Below are 24,328 nucleotides of genomic sequence, written 5' to 3'. Positions count from 1 at the left end.
TCAATCAGACCGCGTTACAGCTGCTTACGATCAGCTCGGCAAACGCAAAGGAACTCGTAAAGGCTGGAGAAATTGCATTAAGCACATGCGTGGAACGTTCGCTGTGCTCAAAGATGTAATCCATTTCCAGCTTTCCATCGCGCAGGTTGATGAGCTGGGGCCGAATTCCCGACTTTGGAGTTGGAATCATGTCCTCCGCGGTAATGGATGGCAGCAGGCGCCTTGCAGCGGTGAGAAAATTGTGCTTTCTGTATTTTCCCAATTCGATATGCGCCAGGGCTCGGAAGTTCGATCGATTTCTCAGATACATGCCTGCCAGGCGATAGCCGACACTTGCCGCTTCCAACGGCCGAATGCCTTCAATAAGCCCATAGTTCTCCCTGCCGAGCGCAGGGATGGCGGTCGGCCCAACATATACGTCCCCGCTGATGACGCGGGTCAGATGGACACCGAGGAATGGAAGGTCGATATCCGGCACCGGATAAATGCTGGCGCGCACAAGATGCTCAGCCTCTGGCCGGAGCTTCCAGTAGATGCCCTTGAAAGGCACCAGGGCATAATTACCGGCCAGCCCGAAATGCCGGGCCACGACGTCCGCATAAGCACCCGCACAATTGAAAAGCCAACCGTAGGACAGCTTTCCCTGATCGGTCACTACTTCTCCATGGCGCCCCACCTTTCTGACGCCGTGACGCCAGAGAATCCGTACGCCCTGCTGCTCAAGCAAGACGGTCAGCCGTTTGACAACCGCGCGGCTATCGATCACCGCCGTATCCGGCGAGTAGATTGCTGCAGGGCCGGCTGCGGCGAAGGGCTCGAGCTCGCGGAGTTCCTTTTCGTCAATGCGCCAGGCGCGGATGCCATTCTCGGCAGCATTGCGCAGCAACCTGTCCACGGTTGGCAAATCTCTCTCGGACGTAGCGACGATTATCTTGCCGGACTTGGAACAGGGAATACCATGCTCGTGTGCGAACTCCATCATCCGCCTGGCGCCCGCGGCACAGACCCTGGCCTTGAGCGTGTCGCTGCTGTAGTAAATCCCGCTGTGCAGGACACCGCTGTTGCGGCCGCTGGCGTGCATGCCCGCGCTGGCCTCTTTGTCCAGAACGCCTATTCTGGCGGATGGAAATCGCGTCTTCAGTTCATGCGCCACCGTCAACCCGACAATACCGGCGCCAACAATCAAGTAATCATAAGAACGTTCAGTCATCCATGCCTTTCCTGAATCAGCGGCCCGAACAGCAGTTCATTGATCTTGTGCAGCGAATCAGCTTGTAGATCCGGCACAGACGAGGGGGGAACGTGCGATGGCGCCAACAATACCGCCCTCCCGACGGAAGCAGCCCGGGCAGCAGCGATGTCGGAAGCCTTATCGCCTACCAGGATAGACCTCTCCAGAGACAATCCGAGTTCGTCCCTGGCGCGCAGGATCATTCCTGGATTGGGTTTGCGGTCAAAGGAATCTGCCTTGTAGCCGCCAATTCCATGCTCGGGATGGTATGGGCAGTAGTACACACCGCCGATCACAATGCCTTCTTCGGCAAAACGGCTCACCATCCATTCGGTCACTGACAGGAACTGGGCCTCGGAATAATAACCGCGGCCAATTCCCGCCTGGTTTGTCACAACCACGATAGCCATGCCCGCGGCCACGGCACTCCTGCAAAGATCGAAAATGCCGTCAACAAATTCGAAGTCCTCAATACGGTTGACATAATTCTTTTCCGCATTGATGACACCATCCCGGTCGAGGAACAGCGCGGGCCGATTTCCCGGTAAGGGGGACATGATTCAGCGTCAGGATGTAAACAGCTTGGTGATGCGTTGTTTATTCGGCTGTTTCACGATCCCTTTTTCCGTGATCAAGGCAGTGACCAGATCCGCCGGCGTAACATCAAAAGCGGGATTGCGGATCTTGACTCCTTCCGCCGCCCATTTGTATTCCCGAAATCCGGTTACCTCGTCGGAAGACCTTTCCTCAATGGGAATGGCTGCGCCATCCGGGATATCGAGGTCGATCGTAGATAAGGGACAGGCCACGTAGAACGGAATGCCGTGACGCTTCGCCAAAACGGCCACCATGTAGGTGCCGATTTTATTTGCCACATCGCCGTTCGCCGCTACACGGTCGGTCCCGACTATCACGGCGTCGATCTCGCCCTGGCTCATAAAATGGCCCGCCATATTGTCCGTGATAAGCGTAACCGGAATCTTCTCCTGCACCATCTCCCAGGCTGTAAGCCGGGCACCTTGGAGAAATGGGCGGGTCTCATCCGCAATTACCGAAATACGCTTGCCATCCTCCACCGCGGAACGGATAACTCCCAGGGCCGTGCCATGCCCGGCCGTTGCCAGAGCGCCCGCGTTGCAGTGAGTGAGCACCCTAGCCCCATCTGACAGCAGCGTGGCGCCAAACGCCCCCATGGCACGGTTGATCCGGATATCTTCAGCCAGCACCTCATGCGCTTCGGCCAGCAGCACATCGGCGATCTCGGCAGGAGCACGGCCGGTTGCGCTATCCAGCATGACACGCATCCGCTTGAGCGCCCAAAACAGATTTACCGCGGTAGGACGGCTTGCCGCCAACACCTCGAATGCCACGTCCATGGCCGTAGCGAAGTCACCAGGCGCGGCGTTACGCAAATTCTGCGCCTCCAGCGCTACACCATAGGCCGCTGCGCAGCCGATAGCGGGCGCTCCCCGAACCACCATCGAGCGGATACCCTCGGCGATTTCCACCGCCGAACTGAAGGCAAGGTAATCGAACCGTGCAGGCAGCACGCGCTGGTCGACCATCTCCACACGTCCGCCCTTCCAGCGTAGTGTCTCCACCGGTTGCTTCCCGCCTTCGGCCATCACGCTCAGTCCCCCTCGAATTCGCAGAGGGAGAAGACGTTATGACCATGCTTTTCCAACCGCTTGCGTCCACCGAGATCAGGCAGATCGACAACAAAACAGCACTCGATAACCTCGCCGCCCATTCCTTCGATCAGCTTCACCGCCGCCTCTGCCGTGCCGCCGGTGGCGATCAAGTCATCCACGAGCAGTATCCTGTCTCCTTGAGAAACGGCGTCCACATGCATTTCGATGCGGTCAGTACCATATTCCAGATCATAGTCGTGGCCAACTGTTTCCGCAGGCAGCTTGCCCTTCTTGCGGATCGGCACAAATCCCACTCCCAGTTGGAGTGCCAGCGCCGCTCCGATAATAAACCCACGCGCCTCGATACCTGCCACCCTGTCGATCTTATTGCCCGCATAACGATTGACGAGCTCGGTGATGGTAATGCGCAAGCCCACCGGATCTTTCAACAGGGTTGTAATATCCCGAAACATTACGCCATGCTTGGGATAATGGGGAACAGTACGGATTCGTGACTTGATGGGCATAAGCTTTCTCTGGATATGTTAACGGGGGTTCAATAGCCGTCCGGCAACCGCGTCCAGCCGGCGGACCAATTCAGGATCGCGCGCGTCAGACGCCGTGATCAGGGCATGTTCGAGCGCGCTGCGGCAGCTACAGGAAGCGGCCTCGCCATCGTCATGCAGGAGCGGCGCAATCTTCTTGACCAGGCTTCGCGCATTATCCGCATTGGCCAGCAGAACTTTGATGATTGCGTCGACGGTGACATCGTCGTGATTGGGGTGCCAGCAGTCGAAATCCGTCACCATGGCCACCGTCGCGTAGCAAAGCTCGGCTTCCCGGGCCAACTTGGCTTCCGGCATATTCGTCATACCGATCACGTCGCAATTCCAGTTACGGTAGAGCTCCGATTCAGCGAGGCTGGAAAATTGCGGGCCTTCCATGACAAGATAAGTACCTCCACGCGCCACCTCAATTCCTGCTTCGCGCGCCGCGGCCTCGATATGATTGCCAAGCCGGCCGCAAACCGGATGCGCCATAGAAACGTGAGCTACCAGACCAGTGCCGAAAAAACTCTTGGTCCGGGCGAAAGTACGGTCAATAAACTGGTCCACGATAACGAACATTCCCGGTCGCAAATGTTCCCGTAACGACCCGACCGCACTGACCGAGATGACTTCGGTAACACCCGCCCGTTTCAAGGCGTCGATATTGGCCCTGAAATTGATTTCAGAAGGCGGAATTCGATGCCCGCGACCATGGCGCGGAAGGAATACCATTTGCTGGCCGTCCAGCTCACCGAAAAGAAGCTCGTCCGATGCTTCGCCGAATGGCGACCGCACCCGCTCCCAGCGTTTTCCGGCCAGCCCTTCAATGTCATACACCCCGCTGCCGCCGATGATGCCAATCACGGTTGGCCGATTGCCGTCTGTCATGTTGCGCTACCTCCCGGTGCAAAGAACAGTGTTGTTGTGTATTGTTTTCCTATTTGCCGAATGGCCGCAAAAGACCCCTTGCGGCCATATACCTGCCTGTGAACCAGACCCATAGATACCCTCGCCACCGTAGAGGCAGTTCCCCATCCAGCAATAGCTTTCGGGAAAAGTAACTTATCGCGCTGAATAGGCCACCCGGAGAAATTTCCCTGGCACTTCCAACAGGCGTATATGGTGGTGGCTGCTCTCCACGCAGAATCCGCAAAAGATGCTCCGCGGATGCCCGCCGCGATTCAATCAGGGCAAGAAATGTCGGATCGTCCGAGAAGCGGTCGCGTTTGCCATAGGTTTCATCAAAAGAGGCCTTCCCGGTACGGTAGTGCAGGTGTTCGAAAACAACATTCTCCAAGTAGCGGATACGGTCAAACCCGCCATGCTTGAGCCGCTTGAAGATATCAAACAGGTGATAATCGATAAATGCGCCCCGGTAAGCCACCGGATACGGTTCCACGAGGAGTTCGCAGGTGCGCCGCGACAGTATCGGGAATGTGCAGAGATTACCCTTCTTGAACAGGTCGTTGCCATAGGCCAGGTAGATTCTATCGGGGAAACTTGCGTCCATCCCGGCAATTATCTCGTCCCACCCCGGCGTTCCAATTACCATATCGTCGTTGACCAGAATAATGATGTCGCCCCGCGCCGCTGCGTAACAGGCGCTGTTGTAAAAACCCATCGACGCTCGGGGGCCAATAAGTCGTGTGACGGAAATTTCCTTGCTATCCAGATGATGGCTGCCGGTATCATCTTCGTCAACAAACAGGATAACCTCTACCCGCTCGGGCTGCGCAGTGTTCTCGGCAATGCTCTTGAAAAGGCGCTCGACCAGCGCGGGCCGGCCTCGCGTCGGCAACAATAACGAAATTGATGGGCTCGTCAACGCTTCGCGATGTTGGGGCGCAACCGGAAAAACATGGTTCATGTATTAAATGACCCGGTCATTGCCGCCATCCACCGGCACTTGCGCAGCCGTCGTCTTGGCAAACAATGGACCGCACATCTCCGCCGCCAGTTCGGCCACGTCGCGGCTGGTGACTTCCGTCCGCAATACGTTATTTTTGGTGTATTCCTCCACCGATAACCCATAGTGCCTGGCGCGCGAGGCCAGGACTTCCTCCGTCCAGATACCCGTGTCGAATACGGCATTCGGGTGCAGGGAGTTGATGCGAATGCCGTCACCGCCCCACTCCAGAGCGGCCACCCTCATCAACTGGGTAAGCGCCGCCTTGGAAACCGAATAGGCCGCCGCTCCCGGCCCCGGCGCCGGTACATTTTTCGAACCAATCACCACCACCCGCCCTCCGCGTGGTGCAAGCTTGAGCAACGGGTGACACTCACGCAGCAGCACCAAGTTTGCATCCAGGTTGACCTGCATGACGCGTTGCCAATCCTCTGTCTTCAAAGCATCGATATGGCAACCACCGGGGAAGATGCCGGCGTTAAGTATCAGCATGTCGAGCCCGCCGAATGCATCGCCTGCTTTCTCAAGCGCGTGCTTCAACTGCTCTTCAGACGTCACGTCGCATAAAATGCCGCGGAAATCCGCGCGCTTGTGCAAGGTGGAAATTTTGGGGTTGATATCGAGCCCCACCACCGCTGCTCCCCTGGAAAGCAATGCGTCAACGCAAGCCTTGCCGATCCCGGACGCAGCCCCCGTCACCAATGCCACTTCGCCGGCGAATATCGCCGGATTCCCGCTCTTGCGCAGCTTTGCCTGCTCAAGATCCCAGTATTCCACATCGAAAATATCCTTTGCCGGCAGCGCCCGGTAGCCGCCCAGGGCTGTTGCTTGCAGAATGATTTCCATCGTATGCGAATAGATTTCCGCGACAACAGCAGCGTCCTTTGCAGTCCTGCCGATTGTGCACATTCCCAGCTCCGGATCGAGCGCAATCCTCGGCGCGGCATCGAGCATTGTTTTCCGCTCGGTTGCCAAAGGCTCATGGATGGAAAAGTACTCGCCGTATTCTTTCGCATAGTCTTTCACATCGCGTCCCAGCATCGGCACACGCTTGGTACGTATCACGTGATCCGGCGTCGCTGGTCCTTGCTGCGAAATTGTTGCGACATCACTCCGTGCCGCAAATGCGAGACTCTTCGTATCCGCATGGCGTGCCAGAATGACCGGAAAGCCAGCAATATCCGAAATCTCTCGACGCAGGCGGGCAAGATCGAGCGACACATTTTTCAGCGGCCGCGCGACATCGGGCCAACAAATATCCCAGGCTTCGCTTCGCTTCAGGTAATCCTCGGCTCGGCCCACCAGCTTGATCATCCGCTCGTAGGATTCCTTCGCCGTTTCTCCGAAAGAGAAGATACCGTGATTTAGCAGCACCATACCGATGGTGTGTGCGCCCGCTTCGGCAGGAAAGCGTTCCGCGCACAGCCGAGCCAGGTCAAAACCCGGCATCACGTACGGGATGACGACCACCAGATCGCCATAGATCTCCTGAATCCGGCTTTCGCCACGCAGGGTATTGGTGATAGCGATCACCGCATCGGCGTGGGTATGATCCACATACTTGTAGGGAAGAATTGCATGCAGAATTGCCTCGACCGACGGCACCGGTGCCGAGGCTCTGGTCATATGCGTCACCAGTTCGTTGACCATCTGGGGATCGGGCAGCGACGGCAATTGGGCAAGCCGGCGGACATAATCAAGCCGGACTGGCGAAAAGCCGGCCTCTTCGATCTTCTCCAGATCCCAGCCGCTGCCCTTTACGTAAAGAAGCTCTTCATCTTCGCCAAAAGCATTCTTCTCAATGATTTTGACCGATGTGTTACCGCCGCCGTGCAGGACAAGGGATTTGTCGCAGCCTAATAGGCGAGAAGAATATACTCGCAGTGCGCTATCGCCAGTTAAGAGGCGTGATTCCGTTTCGATCCAGAGGTTATGCATTATTTGGCCTGTATGTGAAACATGTATTACCCGACTCTCATATCCTGTAACGTCCACAATTGTGGATCGCCACAGTTGGAAAAGATCACGATTTTAAAAAAGCGGCTAGTTACTTAGATATAACTGATACCAGTTACCTTACTGCTGTAGCTCAAAAAAATTAAGCTCGCACCCCAACTTGCTAGGAGCAGGAAGCAGCAATTTGAAGATTGTTCGTAAAAAATAATTACTGAGAGTTAAAGTTAGCAGTTATGTTGGGTCTGTTCAGTAAATAGTTTTGTATTCGCAAAAATCCATAATTTCCTATGATTGGGCATGCTCAAATATGCAAAATCAAAACCACTTTTCATTTGGAGTTTCTGTACCCTTAGGGATTATGCTATCGCATTGCTAGGATAGCCTGTTGGTTACCGGTGTCGTACCATGATTTTGGTAGCCAGCTATCCTGATGAGGAAGAACTTTAATATTTTTAAATCCCATCATTTCGAGGCTATCAAACAACAAGTCTTTTGACAGACCCACGTCATTATCAAAACAAACGGGAAAAGTATCGCTCGTATAAAACTTATTGGGTTTCGAATAATAAATACGATACCCTGGCTCAACTCCCATCCCACTGAAGAGAAAAATTGCCTCTTTAGCCATCTTCCCCAAAAATGACAAATAATAGAGTGGATCACTTATATGGCAAAGGATTAGGGACGCTACTGCGACGTCATGTTGCTTACAGCCAGGGATTGTGTGCTGTTGTCTAGGGTCATATGCACGATGATTAAAAATTGCATTCGTTCCAACCACTTCATTTAGAAATGCAACTGATTTGGTGTAATCTGCTCGGTCGTATCCGGTGGCAGTGCTCATTCCCCGCTTGATCGCTCCAACTGGAAAGTATCCGTTATTGCAGGCCGGATCAAGCAACGTACCGCCCGGATAGGACTGAGCAATCACGTCAAGCCAATCATCATACATATCCCGCAAAGCAAGATTCGCATCGCAAAATTTACTATATTGCTGCTCGCTAACCTTATCACGCTCACAAATAAAATCCTTGCCGTGCGAAGTTCGTCCTCCCTCATCTCCATATAACCAGGAGTAGGCGACGCCTGTCTGTACAGAGTCTGTAATTATAAAAGGCTGATAATCTAAAACATTTTTTGCTGTGGCGATTTGTTTTGGTGTAAGTTTGTAATCTCTTAAATCCATGATTCCATCCTCCTCCCCAGTTGTTAAAAGGCTTGCCGCTCAATAGGGTTTCCAAGCGGTTTTGTTGCAACACCGAGCTCAATCTTGATTGAGCCTGACGGCTACCTAAGTTCAGTGATGCTCCAGCATGCAAATAGATAATGGGGGCACGTAGAGAAAGTCTTCATCTTCGCCAAAAGCATTCTTCTCAACGATCTTGGCCGATGTGTTACCGCCGCTGTACAAGATAAGGGATTTGTCATGCCCTAAAAGGCAGGACGTATATACGCGTAGCGCTATATCACCTTGTGAAAGACAGAATTCTTCTTCCTTCCCGAGATCATTCATTTTGACAAGTCCATAAAGTCCTTAACGCTTCCAATTTTCAATGCTCGCTCTCCATTCTGCCCCAAACAGCAAAAACATCTTCAGGAAATGGGGCGTTTTGTTTTGAAGTCACAAACGTTGTATACGCATTAAATTTTTCTTCGAAAATATGCTCATATTTAACTAACGCATCCGCAACTGCAGTACCGAATAGCTCCTTCTTATCGAATTGCAAGCATATCGGAGGAATAGCGCCGCCCCTATCAGTGTTGGTTGTGACTGTTACGCGACCACATCTCAACGCAGCTAATACCCGCATGGATGAAATCCATGGCCAATTTTCATTCTGGGGAATGTTCAATACAAATCTTCCCATCGTATTCAGTGCATCTCGTCGACGCCGAGAAGACATCGTATTTGCCACCCAGAGGTTGTACTGCTTCCCTAATTTACCAAGAATTTGCCTACGGTAATTCGTAAGATAGCCAGTAAAGATAAAATCGTATGCAGGCGGTTCACTAAGGGAGCGAGGTGAACGGTCAGTTAACTTAAGCTCGGGAAATGGGATAGTTATTACAGGTATTCCTGGCAGCATTCTCTCGATCCCACTCAGCATAGGTAAGTCCCCGAGCCTGAAGAAACATTTTGTGTGTTCTCGCAGCAGAATCAGGTTAAGGAGGCGTTCTCGTTTGGTGGCTGGATGCATATAATCACTGTCAATCCCTAACCTCGTCCCATGAAAGAAAATTTCATCTTGATAAAAATCAAGGTGCTCAGTCAGGATCATGCCGACGCGCTTGTGGTATTTACGACAAAATGTTTCTACAACACCCGCAGAATGCTTATTAAAATTCTCAATCACTACATTAAGAGCGGATGGGTCTGGATGATTGGAAATGGTTACTTCGCGTCCCTGCGATTTCAATGCCAGGTAAAAGAATTCGATCTGTTCGGTTATATATCGGATTGGATGGTTGAAAATCCATAAACGAATCGGCAATTCATTATTGGCTAATTGTGAACAAATCTTATTGTTGGAAAGCATAATATAGCTACAGCAGCGCATTCACTTTGACGAAAATGCCTGCCTTACCTTTAACTGTATGGACCAAAGCCCTTTTAGCACCGAGAAAACGGCAGGATACGGACGAACCCATTCCCGAACGTCCGCGATACCATCCAGTGAAAACAGCCGGCGCGTCTTCCGCGACAAAAAATAAACTTTTTTAAGCGAGGAGAAAACGATAGGGTATGGACGAGTCCACTCCATAAGACGATATTGAAGTTTAAGCGTCAGCGAGCCCGAATCCCGTCCAATCTTTTCTAAAGAAAGCAGATGGACTTCAAGATCACGAAATACTGCTGCAATTTTGATCCCTTCCGCCCCTAATTGTCGTTTGCGCCTAGTGGCAAGAACGGAAAATTGATCTAGTCCATGTACGGTTGTTTCACGAGCACAATAAAAAAAAACCCCTTTGCAAGAGTAAACCTTTTCATACTCCGTGTTTAATACCAAATATGGCTGCGTTGGACTTTCAAATAACCCCGCTAACTCATCGGTATCAAGCAATGCCAGGCCATGCCGCGAACTATTTTTGACTCTTCTCTTCTTTTTATGATCCCGCCACAGCCCAACAATCTCTTCTGATATTTGGTCTCGGAACGCAGTTCCGGAAAATTCTTGTTTTACCCGTCTCCGCCCGCACGCGCGCATTTCCAATAAGTATTGCGGATTATCTATGAGGACCGTGATTCGACCGTACATCTGCTCAACAAGACCCGCCATAAGCCCCTTAAAATTTTGGTGCTTGTCAGCAATTACTCTCTCAACTGTATCCTCAAGCCACACTGCATCCCGAACTCCTTTTAATACTACCCCATTTTGCTCATCCTTCACGTAAAGGTCAGGCCCATAAGTATCTGTTACAACGGGTATCGCACCTGCAGCGAGTGCTTGCATGATGGTAACCGAGTGTAAGTTAATGCTTGGTAGCAACAAAATGTCAGCTGTCATAAACAGGCGCAATTGCTCATGTTCGGAAAGATGCCCTTCCAGCCATATAATCTTCCGATTTTCGAGCGAGTGCATGAACGCGAGATCAATCCCCCAGCCCCGCAGCTCCTCATCCGTAGGCCGGGCTGTTCTGAAGATAAATAACCCCTCCCTACCTGAACGCAAAAATCTTTCCGCGAAGAGCAAGCTTATAACGCCGCCGCGCAGAGCAAATGATCTTGGATTCTGGTGAGCTGAATTGGTAAATAAAAACATCGGACGTTCGGAATAAGTTTCTCTCCGCGCATCCAATAAAATTTTCAGCGTCCGGTCCGCCAGCCCAATCCGGGAACGCCGGAGTTTTTCATTTATCTGGTCATTGCGAAAAAAACTTCTGATCTGATCAAGCGTCTCAGGCAGGTGCGAAAAAATTCCAAGGCAATTTTCAGAACCCAGCAACCGTCCATAAAATTTTCGCAATTCGCCAGAGTTCTTTATCGCCCCACGCCCTTGATTCGCAAATGGCATAAAAATAGGTAGAAAAGACTCGCAGTGAAACACAAAGGGCCGCTCACCGTTGGTAAGTGGGCTGGTATGATGAAATTCGACATCGCCAGGCAACTCGCTAGTCAGCCATAATTCATCTCGCGTAATATGGTCCGCAAGCTTCCTGGCCAGTGGCAAGTCGCCATATTTCTCCGCGAATGGCTCTGGCATTTGCGCTACTTGTTCGAAAATCTCATCGGAATAAGCATTGTCTTCTGCGAGACGTCTAGCGAACGCCACCTCATCAAGGACATTGAAAGACAAGAAAGGGTTATTTTCGAATAACGGCCGATACAGCGGGTGAAAACCGTTACAGGGTATATATCTTGACTGATTCCAGGGTACAGCAACATTAAGTTTGTTCACAGCGATTCACTCCTTGCGAAACTTGCCTCAGGTGGGCTGCTCATTGTTTTCTGGCGAGGATCAAATTCTTCAATAATTTTTCCATGATCAAGACGGAACGCCCGGTTGCAGACTTTGGAAATCAATTCCGGCGAATGCGAGGCGATCACCAGCACGGAGGATTCATCTACCCGCCGCTGAAGGCGCTTGGCCGCTTTCTGTTGGAAGTTTTCATCACCCACGCTTAGCCACTCGTCCATAAGCAGGATATCCGCGGAGATTGCCGTTGATACGGCAAATGCCAGCCGAATCTGCATCCCGCTGGAGTAGGTACGCAACGGCATGTCGAGATATTCACCAAGCTCGGTGAATTCGGCTATTTCCGGCATTTGTTTTCTGATCTCTTTTGCGTCCAGCCCCATCATTAAGCCACGCAAAAGAATGTTGTCATACCCTGTGGCATCTCCCTCCATACCCATCGAGATATCCAGCAAAGAGGCAATCCTCCCATGCATTTCCAATGAACCCGAGACCGGCTCATATGCCCCCGCCAATACCCGGAGCAAGGTGGTTTTTCCCGACCCGTTGTGACCCAGTAAGCCGACCCGGTTGCCGGACTTGAGGTTAAAACTAATTCCGTCGATTGCCCTCACGGAAATATAAGATCGGGAATCTCGGGCAATGCGACCCCCTGTGGTTGCCTTTAATACAGCACGTTTCAATGAGCGGTCAGCGGTATAAGTCGGAAACTCAACCCTCAAATCCCGAGCGCGAATAACATCTGTATTCATAGCCAATAGGCTACCCTATTGCGGAATCTCCACAATGTGAAAATAGTTGTTACCATACCGATCAGGGTAATGCTCAACACAACTATCCAGGAGTTAAGGGGGGCTGCGGCCCCAAGGAAGGGGGCACGAAATAATTCAATAAAATGGTATAGGGGATTTGCCTCGACAAGCCATGCAGCACTGCGCCCTTTGATAATCTCGGGTAGCCACATAATGGGAGTAACGAAAAATATCACCTGGACCAAATTGGTAACTATCGGCGGAATATCCCTGAAACGGGTGCAGAATGTACCGAGAATTAGCCCGGCCCAGACGCCATTGAGTGCAACCAGCCCAATCGCCATTGGCACCAATAACAAGTTGGTCAGATCTATCTCTTTTCCATAAAAGAAAAAAACGGGCACCAACACAATCAGATTATGAAAAAATATGATCACGTTCCTGTAAACCATGCGGCAAACATGTAGGGTCAATGGCACGTGCACTTGCTTGATCATCGAATCGGCCGCGATAAATACATTGCATGACTCATTTAGCAACGATGCGATAAGCGCCCAGATGATTATGCCTGTTGCCAGGAATGGCAGGTATACATCCAGCGGCATACGGAATAGCTGCCCGTACAAGGCACCCAGCATACCGATCATAATTCCTGTACTGATTGTTAACCAGAAAGGACCCAGGACTGAACGACGATAGCGTTGCTTGATGTCTTGCCAGCCTAGTAGGGCCCAAACTTTGTATGACTTGAAGCCCGACGCTACGTCTTCAATTGCCAGCGAAAACCTGGATCGGCCAACCCCTACCCTATAGACTATCTCTGAATGTTTCAGATACTTTAGCTCCTGTAATTCCACTCGGATTTACTTAAATTTAATGAATGATTAGTAAGGATGGATATAGCTGGATGCAGAACCAAAGGTTCAATATATTCCCTGGCTTGACTCTAGGTTTGACAAACTTCATTGCGTTTCGAACCAGCGTTCTTTGATTGTATGCTTCAGGATGGCGGACATTGTACAGCCGTCCTGGACACTTCCGGATTCGATCATGGCGGTAATCTCGTCGCGGCGAAAGAAAGCCAATTCTCCATGGCCTAGTTCTCCGTCGACCGCACCAACACTTTCATCTTTCTCCAAAATTACCGAGAACAACTGGATGCAGCCGGCAATCACGCCAGCTTCTGGCGCCATCACCCCAAGGGCGACGAATTGCGTCGGTTTAGCCGCGAACCCCGTTTCTTCTCGCAACTCCCTTACCGCAGCTTGTTCCGCCGTTTCACCGGCATTCACGAGACCCCTGGGAACTTCCCAGGACCATCGGCTAAGGGGATGACGAAATACGCGGATCAATCCCAATTTACCATCCTTGATGGGCAGCACGCCCACGCCTGCCACCATGCCTTCCGCCCCGCCCTTGGGCAATACACTCAGGTACAGCAATACCTCATGGCCCTGCGTGCCGGTAACGTGATCGAGAAACACGGAGAAGATCGTATTCTCGCAGGCAAGGTGACGGGAATGGAGCCGAACCGGCGCTAATTCCTCGTTTTTTTTCTCTAGCTTGTCCACCTTCATCGCAGAAGAAGACATTGCGGGATGCGGAAATAGAGGAGAGTAATACATGGCCCTGGATTGGATCGGCTGGGTCAAACGTTGCCGTAAAGGGAATTCCTGATCATGGTGTAACCCTTGATCAATTCACCGATGCCGCGATCGAGCGAGAATTCCGTTTTGAAGCCGGTGGCCTCGATCTTGGCATTGGAGACGATGTAATTACGCTGATCCGGGTCCTTGCCTACCGGGGCCTCGATGAAAATGAAGTTGGGAACCTGTTTCTGGATATGTTCGCACAGTTCTTTCTTGGAAACGTTGGCGTCGGAAAGTCCGACGTTGTAGATCTGGCCCTTCATCTTTTCGTGATTAATGAGGGCATGCTGGAAAACGCGCGAGACGTCACGAACGTGGACGTAGTTGCGTTTAAAGTGGCTTTCGAACAGAACAACGAAACGGTCGTATACAGCACGATAGGTAAAATCGTTCACCAGCAGGTCAATGCGCATGCGGGGCGACATGCCAAATACCGTCGCCAGGCGGAAGCTGATGGCGTTCGGGTGCTGCATCAGTTCCTTTTCGATTCCGACCTTCTCGATGGCATACTGCGAAATGGGACGCAGTGGTGATTCCTCGGTGCAGTGGTTGTTTTCGTCGCCTGTTCCGTATGCGCTGTTGGTAGTAGGCATGAGCACAATCTGCTCCCGGGAGAGGTGCTTCAGCATCAGGGTGATGGCGTCATGATTGACCGTAGTGGCCCCTACGGGGTCCAGGCTGCAAAGCGGAGCGCCTACCAGCGCGGCCAGGGGAATAATAACGTCCGCCTTTTTCATGAGCGGAGCGATAACACTTTCGACGCGAATATCACCTTTCACCACCGAGAAGTTCGGGTGGTGGCAAACGTGGTTGAGCGTCGCCTGCTTGAACATGAAATTGTCCAGGACGGTAACCTTGTGGCCGGCGTTGAGCAGGTCGGGGACCATGGTGCTGCCAAGGTAGCCGGCCCCGCCGGTGACGAGGATGTTATAAATCATTTTATTTCCTTTTCTGGCTGTCAAAAAATCATTAATCAAACATGGCCGATTCAACACACTCGCATAGCGTGTGGGCTAATATGATATGCAGCTCCTGGATGGTGCTGGTGTCTGCGCCGGGTACGATAATGCAATGGTCGGCCATTACCCTGGCCGCGCCGCCGTCCCGCCCGCAAAAAACAATGCTTGGCACCCCCATGATGCGGCATTGCTCCAGCGCTTTGAGAACATTGGGCGATTGCCCAGAAGTGGTTATGCCCAGAAATATGTCCTTATCCGTCGCCTTGCCGGCCAGCTGCCGTGAGAACACCTGGTCATAGCCGTAATCGTTGGCGATGGCGGTGATAGTGGAGCTGTCAACTGTGAGGGCTTCGGCTGGTAATGGGGCCCGATCACGCGCCAGCTTGCTGACGAATTCCGCAGCCAGGTGTTGCGCATCGGCCGCTGAACCGCCATTACCAGCGATGTAGATACGCCCTCCGCGCTGATAGCGGTCGACGACGGTTTCTACAGCTTTGGCAAACAGCGACAGGGCCTCATCGTCAGCCAGGAACTGATGCTTGGCTTGAATGGACATTTCCAGGTTTTTCTTGAGACCTTTGATTGGATCCAATTTGAACCTCTTTTCTATTATGCCAATAGTGCTGGTGCGCGATGGTAGTCATCCGGCACACCGATATCGATAAAAGTGCCGGGGAATTCGATGCCAAACAGCCGTTGACCGGAACCTATCGCGGCCGGGAGAATGTCATCTTCCAGGGAGATCTTGTCACCGGGTAAAAATTTGCTGCCGGACAAGGCGCGAGGGTGCACCCAATATACGCCGCCATTGGCGAGGCGACCGGGATGACCGGTACCCGACTTGAGCGAGGTTATTTTCCCTTGTGGCGAAACCTCCATGCCCATGTACCGGCCTTGTTCATTTGCGCGAAACAGGGAGAAACACCAGTCGGCATTATTTTCCCGGGCAAACTCGCTCAAGGCCTTCAAATCCACCGCAAAATATGTATCGCCATTCAATAGCAAAAATGGTTTGTCGCTGCCGATTCTCTCAATGGCTAACAGAAGGCCGCCACCAGTACCCAGAGGTACTCGCTCAATGACATAATCAAGTCCAGCATCCTTGTAGCGGTTGCCGAAGTAATCGACAATGGCCTCGTGCCGGTAGCCGACAGAGAGCACAAAGCTGCTTATTCCCTGGGTAATCCAGTAGTCGAGCTGATATTCAAGAAACGGGCGGTCCCTGACAGGGGCCATCGGTTTGGGAAGGTCAGGCACGACACTGCGAAGCCGGCTGCCTATACCGCCTGCGAGAATAACGGCCGAGATCGCTGTCACCCGCTATTACCTTATGCCGCGTTCAGAATCGTGCAAAGCTCATCCACTTCCTCATCCCTGAGATCCGGAAAATTGCCAATATAGAAGCCATAGAAGTGGACATGCTCGGTTTCGGGAAACTCGCGATGATGACCATCCGGAACGACACCCTTCAGATAAGGTTGACGGGTTTGATTGCCGCCGCCCGCGCTGCCTCGCCTGAACTCAACACCGGATTCTTTCATCTTCTGCATGAGGCGTTGAACCAGATCGTCATCCGGACGCTTCAGAATGAGGTTGAAGGCGTAATTACTGGAACCTTCCAGCTTGAAGTCTGTTCGGTACTTGCTCGAATCGATCTGGTTCAGGAAGCGCGTCAGGTTTTCAGTCCGGCGCTTCACGATGCGATCCAGGCGCTTGAGCTGGCTGCGTCCCATGATGCCGCCAATCTCTGTGTTACGGGTGTTATAGGCAGCGAACGCAAAGATGAAGTCCGGGTTTAGCTCCGGATTCTCCGAAAGATAGGCTGCACGCACAACGGGGTCGGTGGCTTCACGAACCATACCATGAGAACGCAGCATCCGAACCTGTTGATAAACCTCCGGGTCGTCGGTACAGATCATGCCGCCTTCGATGGTACTCATATGGTGAGCATAGTAATACGAAAAATTCGATATCCAGCCGAGGCTCCCGAGTTTCTTACCGTTGTGGGTTGCGCCGTGCGATTCGCAGACATCTTCGATCAGCGGAATATCGCGGCATTTCAATTCATCCAGGAGGCCGTCGGTCAGCCCATCGAATCCTTGAATGTGGGTGAGGAATACCGCACGTGTATTTTTGTTTATTTTGGCTAGAATCTGTGCGGGATCCATGGCAAGAGTCTGAGGGTCTATATCCGCAAAAACAGGTTTGAACCCGTTTTGCAGCACTGATGCGACATCGGAAATCCATGTCAACGGCGGGACAATGACTTCGCCACCCTCCGGATGGCGAATCTTGAGTACCGCCATGGTCAGCAGGTTGGCTGACGCCCCGGAATTGACGAATACGCTGTATTTCACGCCCAGCCATTCCGACCATTCGGCTTCGAAAGCGCGTACGTTGGCTCCATGGGTGAGAATCGGATCGTCCTGCTTCAAATGCTCGATAACCGCATCAAGATCTTCACGCAGGATGTTGTTGCGCATCAATGGAAATTTCATGGTTCTCCCCTAACTCCAAACCCCAATAAAGGACAGCATCGTTTCCGCTCTACCCAACTTCCATCTCAAACGGAGTATATATTTATGGTTGCTCTACTTGTTTACGCACCGGCTTTCTCCTGCCGGCATTGACTAAATTCCAGGCAATAGGACAATTATCGGCCTTCAAAATCAGCAAATCTTTTCTCACGCAATCACCTTTTGGCCTCGGTTCTTTAAATCGGGCGGGCTGCTCGCCGAAAATGTCCGCTCAAATCTCTCAACGCTTCCAGTGACCGATTCCACGCCTATCCCCACCTTTTCGTGGAGAACGCTCCTTTCCCCAAGTTCGAAACGGTATCCTCCCTCGACTCCGATATTGAACATGCGGACATTGATTCCACGACGGGCAATGTAGTCGAACATCATGGCGTCCATTCCCCCCCGTCCACGAAACCCCTCTTCCATCGTAACAACGCCCTGGTAAGAGGCGAGCATGGATTGCAGCTTATCCTCCGAGAAACTGCAAAGATCAAAGAGATCGACCACACCGACTGATAGGCCGGAAGCTGCGAGCTTATCCGCCACTTTCAACGCCGTATGCACCATGTACCCGGTAGCAATCAGGCAAATCTTGTCGCCCTTGCGATGTACATGGAATCCCGAATCGAGAGCTGGGGATATTTCGTATAAAACAGGCAGTACTTGCGCGTCGAGACGCAAATATTTCGGCCCGTTGCTATCCAGGCATAATGCAGGCAAAGCTGCCGCCACTACCTGGTCCGCCGGGGAGAATATCCGCATATTCGGCAGCGCTCGCATTACGGTCAGGTCCTCGTAGCACTGATGGGTGGGGCCAGAGACCACATAACTATACCCGGCCCCGACACCAATCAGATTCACATTGATGGGCCGCACCTCGGAGAGAAGCGACAGATTGACACGAATCTGCTCGTAGCAGCGCATGGTAATGAAGGGAGCAATGGCGTAGGCAAAAACTTTGAACCCTTCCAGCGCCAAACCGGCGGAGACGTTGATCAGGTTTTGTTCGGCAATACCCACATTGACGAACCGGGCCGAGCAATCGGTGCGAATCTTGTCTATGACCGGGGAACCAAAATCCGCGGTGACAAAAAATATGCCGGAATCCCGCAGCATTGCTTCGTATGTTGCCTCCAGGAGGGTGTCACGCATGGCCCGTGGTTTAAGCGGCAGTAAAGCACTCATGCGCTGTCTCCTAATAATTGGTCAACCAGGTCGGACTTGATCGCGGTAACGTGCGACAGCGGTGCATTCTCCAATCCCGGCACCCGGTTACCTTTTCGCGTGTTCACGATAACGACCTTAGGTTTGCCTGAACGGTCGTGCCGGCATTCAAGCAATGCTTCGCCTATCGCCGTGACCGAATGCCCGTCCGGTACGTCTCTCGCTGCCCAGCCAAACGCCTCGAATTTATTTCGCAAGTCGCGATGGGATACGATTTCATCGGTTGGGCCCAGCATGCTGATCTGGTTGTTGTCCACGATCACCGTCAGGTTGTCCAAGCGATGCTGCGCGGCGAACATGAAGGCCTCCCAGTTTGAACCCTCATGAAGTTCACCATCCCCGGTTACCACATAGACAGCCTGATCTTTTTCAAGCCGCTTGAGAGCTAGCGCCATGCCGGAACTAACGCCGGCTCCGTGCCCCAGCGAACCGTTAACGGTTTCGTATCCTGGAATCACCGGATCGGGAATGCCTCCAAGAAAACTGCCTTCCTGACAAACTTTCTCCAGCTCCTCCATCGGAAAATACCCTAAGTCCGCCAGGATGGGGTACATGCACAGTGAGCCATGGCCTTTGCTGATAATACAGCGATCCCGCCCCGCCCAACGCGGGTTGCCGCTATCCTGGCGCAAGAACCCGCCGTAGTAAAGAACGACGAATATCTCGATAGGAGACAAGGATGAGGCAACGCGCGTCTCTGGCGACCGCCGATGAATTCTCAAGGTCTCTTCCCACACCCAGCGTGCTTTTTCGCTGAGGCGCGCGTACAACGATTCGTCAAGCTGGTTCACATCTATTCCTCAAATACCAGTCATAAGTTTGGCGGATACCATCCTTGAGCGTCGTTTTGGCAGACCATCCCATTGCCTTCATCCGGGCGCTCTCCAGCAATTTTCTGGGAGATCCGTCCGGCTTGGTGGTATCCCACTCAATTCCGCCTGCATAGCCAACGACATCTGTGACCAGCTCGGCCAATTCCTTGATGGATACATCTTCGCCTGGGCCAATATTGATGGGTAACGCGATACTGTCCGGATCAGTTTGCAAAAGTGTCAGGCAGGCACCCACCAGATCGTCGGAATAAAGAAATTCCCGGCGTGGGGAGCCGCTTCCCCAAAGCGTTACCTGGGCACTTCCGTTCTGTTTTGCGGTATGAAACCGATTGATCAGGGCCGAAAGGACATGCCCCGAGACCGGATCAAAATTATCGTTGGCCCCATACACACTATTGGGAATCACCGGCAAAAAACGGCCTTGTCCATACTGCTGGTTGTAAGAAAGGCACATCTGGGTACCTGTCAGTTTAGCCATCCCATATGCGATGCTGGTGGGTTCAGGCTTGCCGGTCAGTAGGGTATCTTCCGCCATGGGCTGCGTGCATTCCCTTGGGTACATGCAGGATGACCCGAAAAAAATCAGGCGCTTCACCCCCGCAAGATGCGCGGAGCGAATTATATTTAGCTGAATGGCGAGATTCTGGGTAATGAAATCGGCGGGATATGTTTTATTTTCGACAATGCCGCCCACCTTGCCTGCCGCCATCACCACCACTTCTGGACGCTGCTCGTCGAAAAACGACTGAACTTGGCCTGCATCGGTCAAGTCAAGTGATGCATGATCACGGACAATCAGATTTTGATAACCTTCGGCGTGAAAATAACGCGCGAATGCAGAGCCGATAAGGCCGCGGTGGCCCGCTACGTAAATCCGCGAGTTCTTTTCCAGGTTTCCCGCCATTATTGCAATCCATTCGGCTGATAGAGCACCACCCGGCTTCCTGAGTTTTCAAAGCGGAATGGCACATGAATCAGTTTATTCAAGCGCTCGCGAACTCGGGGCTGATCTTCCGGCCTGACGAAAAACAGCATAAAGCCACCGCCGCCTGCACCCAGCAGCTTACCTCCAAGCGCACCTGCCTCACGCGCCGCGACGTACATCTGGTCGATTTCCAGAGTGCTTACTTTATCCGAGAGGCTTTTCTTGTATTGCCAACCCTGATCGAGCAGGTGGCCAAACCCGTCCAGGGAACCGGACCCATTCAGGATAGAAATCGACTCATCGGCCATTTCTTTCATTCGCATCAATTCGGCTTGGCGGTGGCGTATGTTGTCGATTTTAGATTTGGCAATTTCTGATGCAATCCTGGAAAATCCGGTGAAAAATAACATCAGGCTATCCTGAAAGGACTCCAGCCTGTCCTTTTGCAAGATGATCGGATCCACCCGGAATCCTCCATCGCGAAGAAATTCTATACGGTTGAAACCGCCGTAGGCGGCGGAAATCTGATCCTGGGAGCCGACGTTTTCCTCGATCACTTCCTGCTCAATGCGGATAGCCAGGGCGGCCAGCTCGTCATTCGAGATATAACACCCCTCGAGTGCTTTCAGGACATTTAACAAACCAACCGTGAACGATGAGCTGGAGCCCAGTCCGGACCGGGCCGGCAAATCCCCATCATGGTGAATCTCAAGACCGCTCTTGCAGCCCATGTGCTGCAAGACAGCGCGTACAGCAGGATGTTGAATTTCGGCAGGATCGACCACATTCTCAATCCTGGAATAAACTATCCGGTATTTGTGCTCGAAAAACGGGGGCAAATAACGGCAACTGATATAGCAATACTTGTCTATGGTGGTGGCGACGACGACGCCGCCATGCTGCTGAAACCACGTCGGATAGTCGGTCCCACCCCCGAAGAAGGAGATACGGAACGGTGTACGCGTAATGACCATTCGACTTAATCGCCCAGCAACTTTCTCTTGAGTCTAACGCTGGCCATATCCTCGACATTCTTCCGCTCTTGCTCGCCAAATTTCTTTCCCACAAGCGCAAGATAAGCCGGATTGGAAAAGTACTTTTGCCATGCTTCATCACGGAATTTAAGCACCTGAGCGGCACTGAGGTGCTTTGTCGGCAAGGGCTGGCATTCATAAGACAGAAAGGCATAGCCTTCAAACGTATCTGGCAATTTCCAGCCGTTTTTCTTGGCTGAATGATGCATCGGACTGCCCGGAAGCGCCTGGCAGGGATACATATTGGTCATTTCATTATTCAACTCCATGGCCAGATCCAGCGTTTGCTGCATTGTTTCCAGAGTATCGTCCGGAAAACCGAAAATGAAATTGCTGATGATATTGATCCCTGCATCGCCGATCGTCTTACTGACTTCACGGATATTGACTTCCTGGAAGGAACCTTTGGAAACCTCCTGCCGAACCACCTGGTTGCCCGCTTCAATTCCTAAAGCGAGCCAGCTTACCCCGGCTTTTCTGAACAGGTCGAGATAATCCCTTCTCACGGTGTCAACCCGGGAGTAAGTCCACATATTGAAATCCAGGCCGCGGTCAATTACCTGGTTCAATATCGGCTCGTAATACTTTCGGTTAAGGAAAAACATCTCATCGCTGATGCGCAAGGTGCGGACACCCATGCCGGCAAGTTTTTCCATTTCCCTGCCCACCCATTGCGGGCTCCAGAAACGCATCCCCCTTGAATGTGAAGAGTTTACTTCATCACCGTTATCGACACGGTTGACGATGTTGATCATGCAAAAGTCGCAACCAAAATTGCAACCCAGCGAGGTATAGATGGCGGCAAAGGGAGTGCGCTTTGCATGGTCGAACTCCGCGTGCCAAAAATGCGCGCGATATAAATCGAGTGGCTTGGCCTTGTAGGGGAGCAGGTCCCAGGCATATCCCGGCATATCCTCATCCATCCGTTGCTGGGGGACAATGCCTTGCGGAGCATTAATCGTAGGGATCAAATCGTCTCCCGGACCGCTCTTCTTATAGCCGATTCCTTTTATGTATGCCAGATCATCGCCCAGATTGCTCTTCAGCAATGCATGCAGAGCGTATACACCCTCGTTTAAAAGCACGATGTCGACGCAGGAGTACGACAAGACTTCCCGGGGTAAGGCGCTCGTATGCGATCCGACGAAACATATCCGGCAGGCAGGATCATTTTCCTTGAGAGTCCGCGCAAGATCCAGCGCACCAATCATGCTGGTCGTTCCCGAATTCGGATTCTGGCCATAAACCACAAATACGATCAGGCGCGGGCGCAGCTCCTCTATGCGCAGCACTGATTGCTCAAGAGAAAGCCTTTCAGCATCGCAGTCCAGAATGCCAACCCCAAAACCTTTGGAACGACAGGACTCGGCTAACAGGAGCGCCCAGGTCGGCGGCTCGATCGCAGAATATACTTTTGCCAGCCCTTGGTAGGCCTTCGCGGACGAGTCTGGATTAACGAATAAGACATCCATAAGTTTTTACCATCTAATTTATTCCTAAGTCCCCTAGCCTGCCGCGCCCCGGGCAGCGGAACGCACAGCACATGGTAATCCTATGGAGGAAGTAACGCGGAAACAACAATTCAATCCGGCAATTCTCGTACAAGCCGACTTGAATCATCCCCCTGCATGGATTGGTTTTGGCAAAACTGTGGACATCAGACTTTCGATATCCAACGTTTAATTCACCAGCATGACTATCTATGGAATTACAGCAACCAGAAGTTTCTTTTTATGGAGGAGCGTTCGTCTACTACTTCTTTTTTTGAGTTGCGCCGATGGAGAAGGCATATCCCATTGACGAAAGTTGCTAACAAATTGCAACCGGCGCGGGAGGCATTATAGGTGACAGAATATACAAAAGCAACAAATTGTATGCGCCCCGCATTGTTATTCCTGCCGGCCGCTACTTGCTATTTTAAGCGACATAATTATCCGATGATCTGGCCAGTTTGATAGAAATAAAACTCATCAGCGGCAACTTCAAGAACGCAACATCCAGTCCAGTCACTCTGACGGCAATTCATGTCTGCCGCTCATTACGTATCTACAATGTAGACACATTCGGATTTCTCCGATATCATATCGACACTATTTTCAATAGGAAATTATCGTGCGCGTGATCGTGAAAAAGTGGGGCAACAGTGCATCCGTTCGCATCCCTGCCGGGATCATGGAAGCTGCCCGTTTGGGTTTAGATGATCCGGTTGATATTCGTGAAGAGGACGGTCGCATCGTCATCGAACCGATTCGCCTAAATAAATACGACCTTGCCCAGTTGCTTGCCAACATAACGCCTGAAAACCTGCATACCGCGGTTGATTTTGGCGCGCCTGTCGGCAAAGAGCTTTTGTAGTGCCTCATCGCCATGTACCTGAGGCTGGTGACATTGTCTGGTTGCACTTCAATCCCCAGGCAGAACATGAGGAAGCTGGACATCGTCCTGCCCTCGTGGTCAGCCCATCGTCCTATAATGGCAAAACTGGCCTTATGTTGTGTTGTCCGATGACTACGCAAATCAAAGGTTACCCATTCGAGGTCTTGATTTCGAGTGACTGTCCCGTTGCAGCGCTGGCCGATCAGGTCAAAAGTCTTGATTGGGCCGCGCGTAAAGCCAGCCGCAAAGGCAGAGTCTCGCCGTGTGAGTTGGCCCAGGTACTGGCGAAAATTTCTGTTCTCATGGGCAAGCAATAATCCTACGGGGCCACCCGGCAAACTTCGGTTTTATGCTACGGCACCAGCTGAGC

25 protein-coding genes are annotated in these 24,328 nt (G+C 52.1%); 2 read left to right on the top strand and 23 right to left on the bottom strand.

Annotation, left to right across the window (positions count from 1 at the left end; translation table 11 throughout):
- Window positions 1-4: 4 nt before the first annotated feature.
- The 23 genes from lhgO to BLP45_RS04950 form a co-directional block, all read right to left on the bottom strand.
- A complete protein-coding gene (gene lhgO, locus BLP45_RS05065; RefSeq protein WP_090370412.1) occupies window positions 5-1,210 on the bottom strand; it encodes an L-2-hydroxyglutarate oxidase in 1,206 nt (401 codons plus the stop codon).
- Window positions 1,207-1,788: an HAD family hydrolase gene (gene gmhB, locus BLP45_RS05060; protein ID WP_090370410.1), complete on the bottom strand. Its 582-nt coding sequence runs from the start codon at window positions 1,786-1,788 to the stop codon at window positions 1,207-1,209. Before gmhB ends, lhgO begins: the two co-directional genes overlap by 4 nt.
- A gap of 9 nt (window positions 1,789-1,797) precedes the next feature.
- Window positions 1,798-2,856 (bottom strand): S-methyl-5-thioribose-1-phosphate isomerase, encoded by a 1,059-nt coding sequence (gene mtnA / locus BLP45_RS05055; RefSeq protein ID WP_090370407.1) that lies wholly within the window; start codon window positions 2,854-2,856, stop codon window positions 1,798-1,800.
- Between the two features lie 5 nt (window positions 2,857-2,861).
- Window positions 2,862-3,389, bottom strand: coding sequence for an adenine phosphoribosyltransferase (locus tag BLP45_RS05050; protein WP_090370406.1), 528 nt, complete (start codon window positions 3,387-3,389; stop codon window positions 2,862-2,864).
- An 18-nt stretch (window positions 3,390-3,407) separates the two neighbouring features.
- A complete protein-coding gene (locus BLP45_RS05045; protein ID WP_090370404.1) occupies window positions 3,408-4,298 on the bottom strand; it encodes an S-methyl-5'-thioadenosine phosphorylase in 891 nt (296 codons plus the stop codon).
- A gap of 49 nt (window positions 4,299-4,347) precedes the next feature.
- On the bottom strand, window positions 4,348-5,277 hold the full coding sequence (locus BLP45_RS05040; protein WP_090370402.1) for a glycosyltransferase family 2 protein: 930 nt from the start codon (window positions 5,275-5,277) through the stop codon (window positions 4,348-4,350).
- A gap of 3 nt (window positions 5,278-5,280) precedes the next feature.
- Window positions 5,281-7,254 carry a bifunctional aldolase/short-chain dehydrogenase gene (locus BLP45_RS05035; RefSeq protein WP_090370400.1) on the bottom strand — a complete coding sequence of 658 codons (1,974 nt, stop codon included), beginning with the start codon at window positions 7,252-7,254 and terminating at the stop codon, window positions 5,281-5,283.
- A gap of 379 nt (window positions 7,255-7,633) precedes the next feature.
- The gene (locus tag BLP45_RS05030; RefSeq protein ID WP_090370398.1) at window positions 7,634-8,458 is read right to left on the bottom strand and encodes a hypothetical protein; all 825 of its coding nucleotides are present in this window, start codon (window positions 8,456-8,458) and stop codon (window positions 7,634-7,636) included.
- Between the two features lie 111 nt (window positions 8,459-8,569).
- Complete coding sequence (locus tag BLP45_RS05025; RefSeq protein ID WP_090370396.1) at window positions 8,570-8,785, bottom strand: hypothetical protein; 216 nt, start codon at window positions 8,783-8,785, stop codon at window positions 8,570-8,572.
- Between the two features lie 37 nt (window positions 8,786-8,822).
- Complete coding sequence (locus BLP45_RS05020; RefSeq protein ID WP_143002398.1) at window positions 8,823-9,809, bottom strand: hypothetical protein; 987 nt, start codon at window positions 9,807-9,809, stop codon at window positions 8,823-8,825.
- 21 nt (window positions 9,810-9,830) lie between these two features.
- Window positions 9,831-11,669, bottom strand: a complete 1,839-nt coding sequence (locus tag BLP45_RS05010) for a glycosyltransferase (RefSeq protein ID WP_090370390.1) — start codon at window positions 11,667-11,669, stop codon at window positions 9,831-9,833.
- Window positions 11,666-12,439: an ABC transporter ATP-binding protein gene (locus BLP45_RS05005; RefSeq protein ID WP_090370388.1), complete on the bottom strand. Its 774-nt coding sequence runs from the start codon at window positions 12,437-12,439 to the stop codon at window positions 11,666-11,668. The genes BLP45_RS05010 and BLP45_RS05005 overlap by 4 nt, the downstream gene beginning before the upstream one ends.
- The gene (locus tag BLP45_RS05000) at window positions 12,436-13,296 is read right to left on the bottom strand and encodes an ABC transporter permease (protein ID WP_218117948.1); all 861 of its coding nucleotides are present in this window, start codon (window positions 13,294-13,296) and stop codon (window positions 12,436-12,438) included. The genes BLP45_RS05005 and BLP45_RS05000 overlap by 4 nt, the downstream gene beginning before the upstream one ends.
- A gap of 105 nt (window positions 13,297-13,401) precedes the next feature.
- Window positions 13,402-14,031, bottom strand: coding sequence for an NUDIX hydrolase (locus BLP45_RS04995; protein ID WP_176754666.1), 630 nt, complete (start codon window positions 14,029-14,031; stop codon window positions 13,402-13,404).
- 56 nt (window positions 14,032-14,087) lie between these two features.
- Window positions 14,088-15,026: an NAD-dependent epimerase/dehydratase family protein gene (locus BLP45_RS04990; RefSeq protein ID WP_090370385.1), complete on the bottom strand. Its 939-nt coding sequence runs from the start codon at window positions 15,024-15,026 to the stop codon at window positions 14,088-14,090.
- A gap of 31 nt (window positions 15,027-15,057) precedes the next feature.
- Window positions 15,058-15,639, bottom strand: a complete 582-nt coding sequence (locus BLP45_RS04985) for a D-sedoheptulose-7-phosphate isomerase (protein WP_218117947.1) — start codon at window positions 15,637-15,639, stop codon at window positions 15,058-15,060.
- 17 nt (window positions 15,640-15,656) lie between these two features.
- Window positions 15,657-16,364, bottom strand: coding sequence for a sugar phosphate nucleotidyltransferase (locus BLP45_RS04980; RefSeq protein WP_090370383.1), 708 nt, complete (start codon window positions 16,362-16,364; stop codon window positions 15,657-15,659).
- A gap of 11 nt (window positions 16,365-16,375) precedes the next feature.
- Window positions 16,376-17,545 (bottom strand): DegT/DnrJ/EryC1/StrS family aminotransferase, encoded by a 1,170-nt coding sequence (locus BLP45_RS04975; protein WP_256327689.1) that lies wholly within the window; start codon window positions 17,543-17,545, stop codon window positions 16,376-16,378.
- 186 nt (window positions 17,546-17,731) lie between these two features.
- On the bottom strand, window positions 17,732-18,751 hold the full coding sequence (locus BLP45_RS04970; protein ID WP_256327688.1) for a transketolase family protein: 1,020 nt from the start codon (window positions 18,749-18,751) through the stop codon (window positions 17,732-17,734).
- A complete protein-coding gene (locus BLP45_RS04965) occupies window positions 18,748-19,581 on the bottom strand; it encodes a transketolase (RefSeq protein ID WP_256327687.1) in 834 nt (277 codons plus the stop codon). Before BLP45_RS04965 ends, BLP45_RS04970 begins: the two co-directional genes overlap by 4 nt.
- Window positions 19,568-20,527, bottom strand: a complete 960-nt coding sequence (locus BLP45_RS04960; protein WP_256327686.1) for a GDP-L-fucose synthase family protein — start codon at window positions 20,525-20,527, stop codon at window positions 19,568-19,570. Before BLP45_RS04960 ends, BLP45_RS04965 begins: the two co-directional genes overlap by 14 nt.
- Complete coding sequence (locus BLP45_RS04955; RefSeq protein ID WP_090370381.1) at window positions 20,527-21,522, bottom strand: GHMP family kinase ATP-binding protein; 996 nt, start codon at window positions 21,520-21,522, stop codon at window positions 20,527-20,529. Before BLP45_RS04955 ends, BLP45_RS04960 begins: the two co-directional genes overlap by 1 nt.
- Window positions 21,523-21,527: 5 nt before the next feature.
- Window positions 21,528-23,054, bottom strand: a complete 1,527-nt coding sequence (locus BLP45_RS04950; protein WP_090370379.1) for a B12-binding domain-containing radical SAM protein — start codon at window positions 23,052-23,054, stop codon at window positions 21,528-21,530.
- Between the two features lie 640 nt (window positions 23,055-23,694).
- Between BLP45_RS04950 and BLP45_RS04945 the strand changes: the two genes are divergently transcribed.
- Window positions 23,695-23,937: an AbrB/MazE/SpoVT family DNA-binding domain-containing protein gene (locus BLP45_RS04945; RefSeq protein WP_090370377.1), complete on the top strand. Its 243-nt coding sequence runs from the start codon at window positions 23,695-23,697 to the stop codon at window positions 23,935-23,937.
- Window positions 23,937-24,275 carry an endoribonuclease MazF gene (mazF, locus tag BLP45_RS04940; protein ID WP_090370375.1) on the top strand — a complete coding sequence of 113 codons (339 nt, stop codon included), beginning with the start codon at window positions 23,937-23,939 and terminating at the stop codon, window positions 24,273-24,275. Before BLP45_RS04945 ends, mazF begins: the two co-directional genes overlap by 1 nt.
- Window positions 24,276-24,328: the final 53 nt, after the last annotated feature.

Origin of the sequence: Nitrosospira sp. Nl5 (assembly GCF_900102495.1) — a bacterium.
In the GTDB taxonomy this organism is placed as follows: domain Bacteria; phylum Pseudomonadota; class Gammaproteobacteria; order Burkholderiales; family Nitrosomonadaceae; genus Nitrosospira.
The sequence above is the reverse complement of the archived record's forward strand: the minus strand, read 5'-3'. Positions and strand labels throughout refer to the sequence as shown.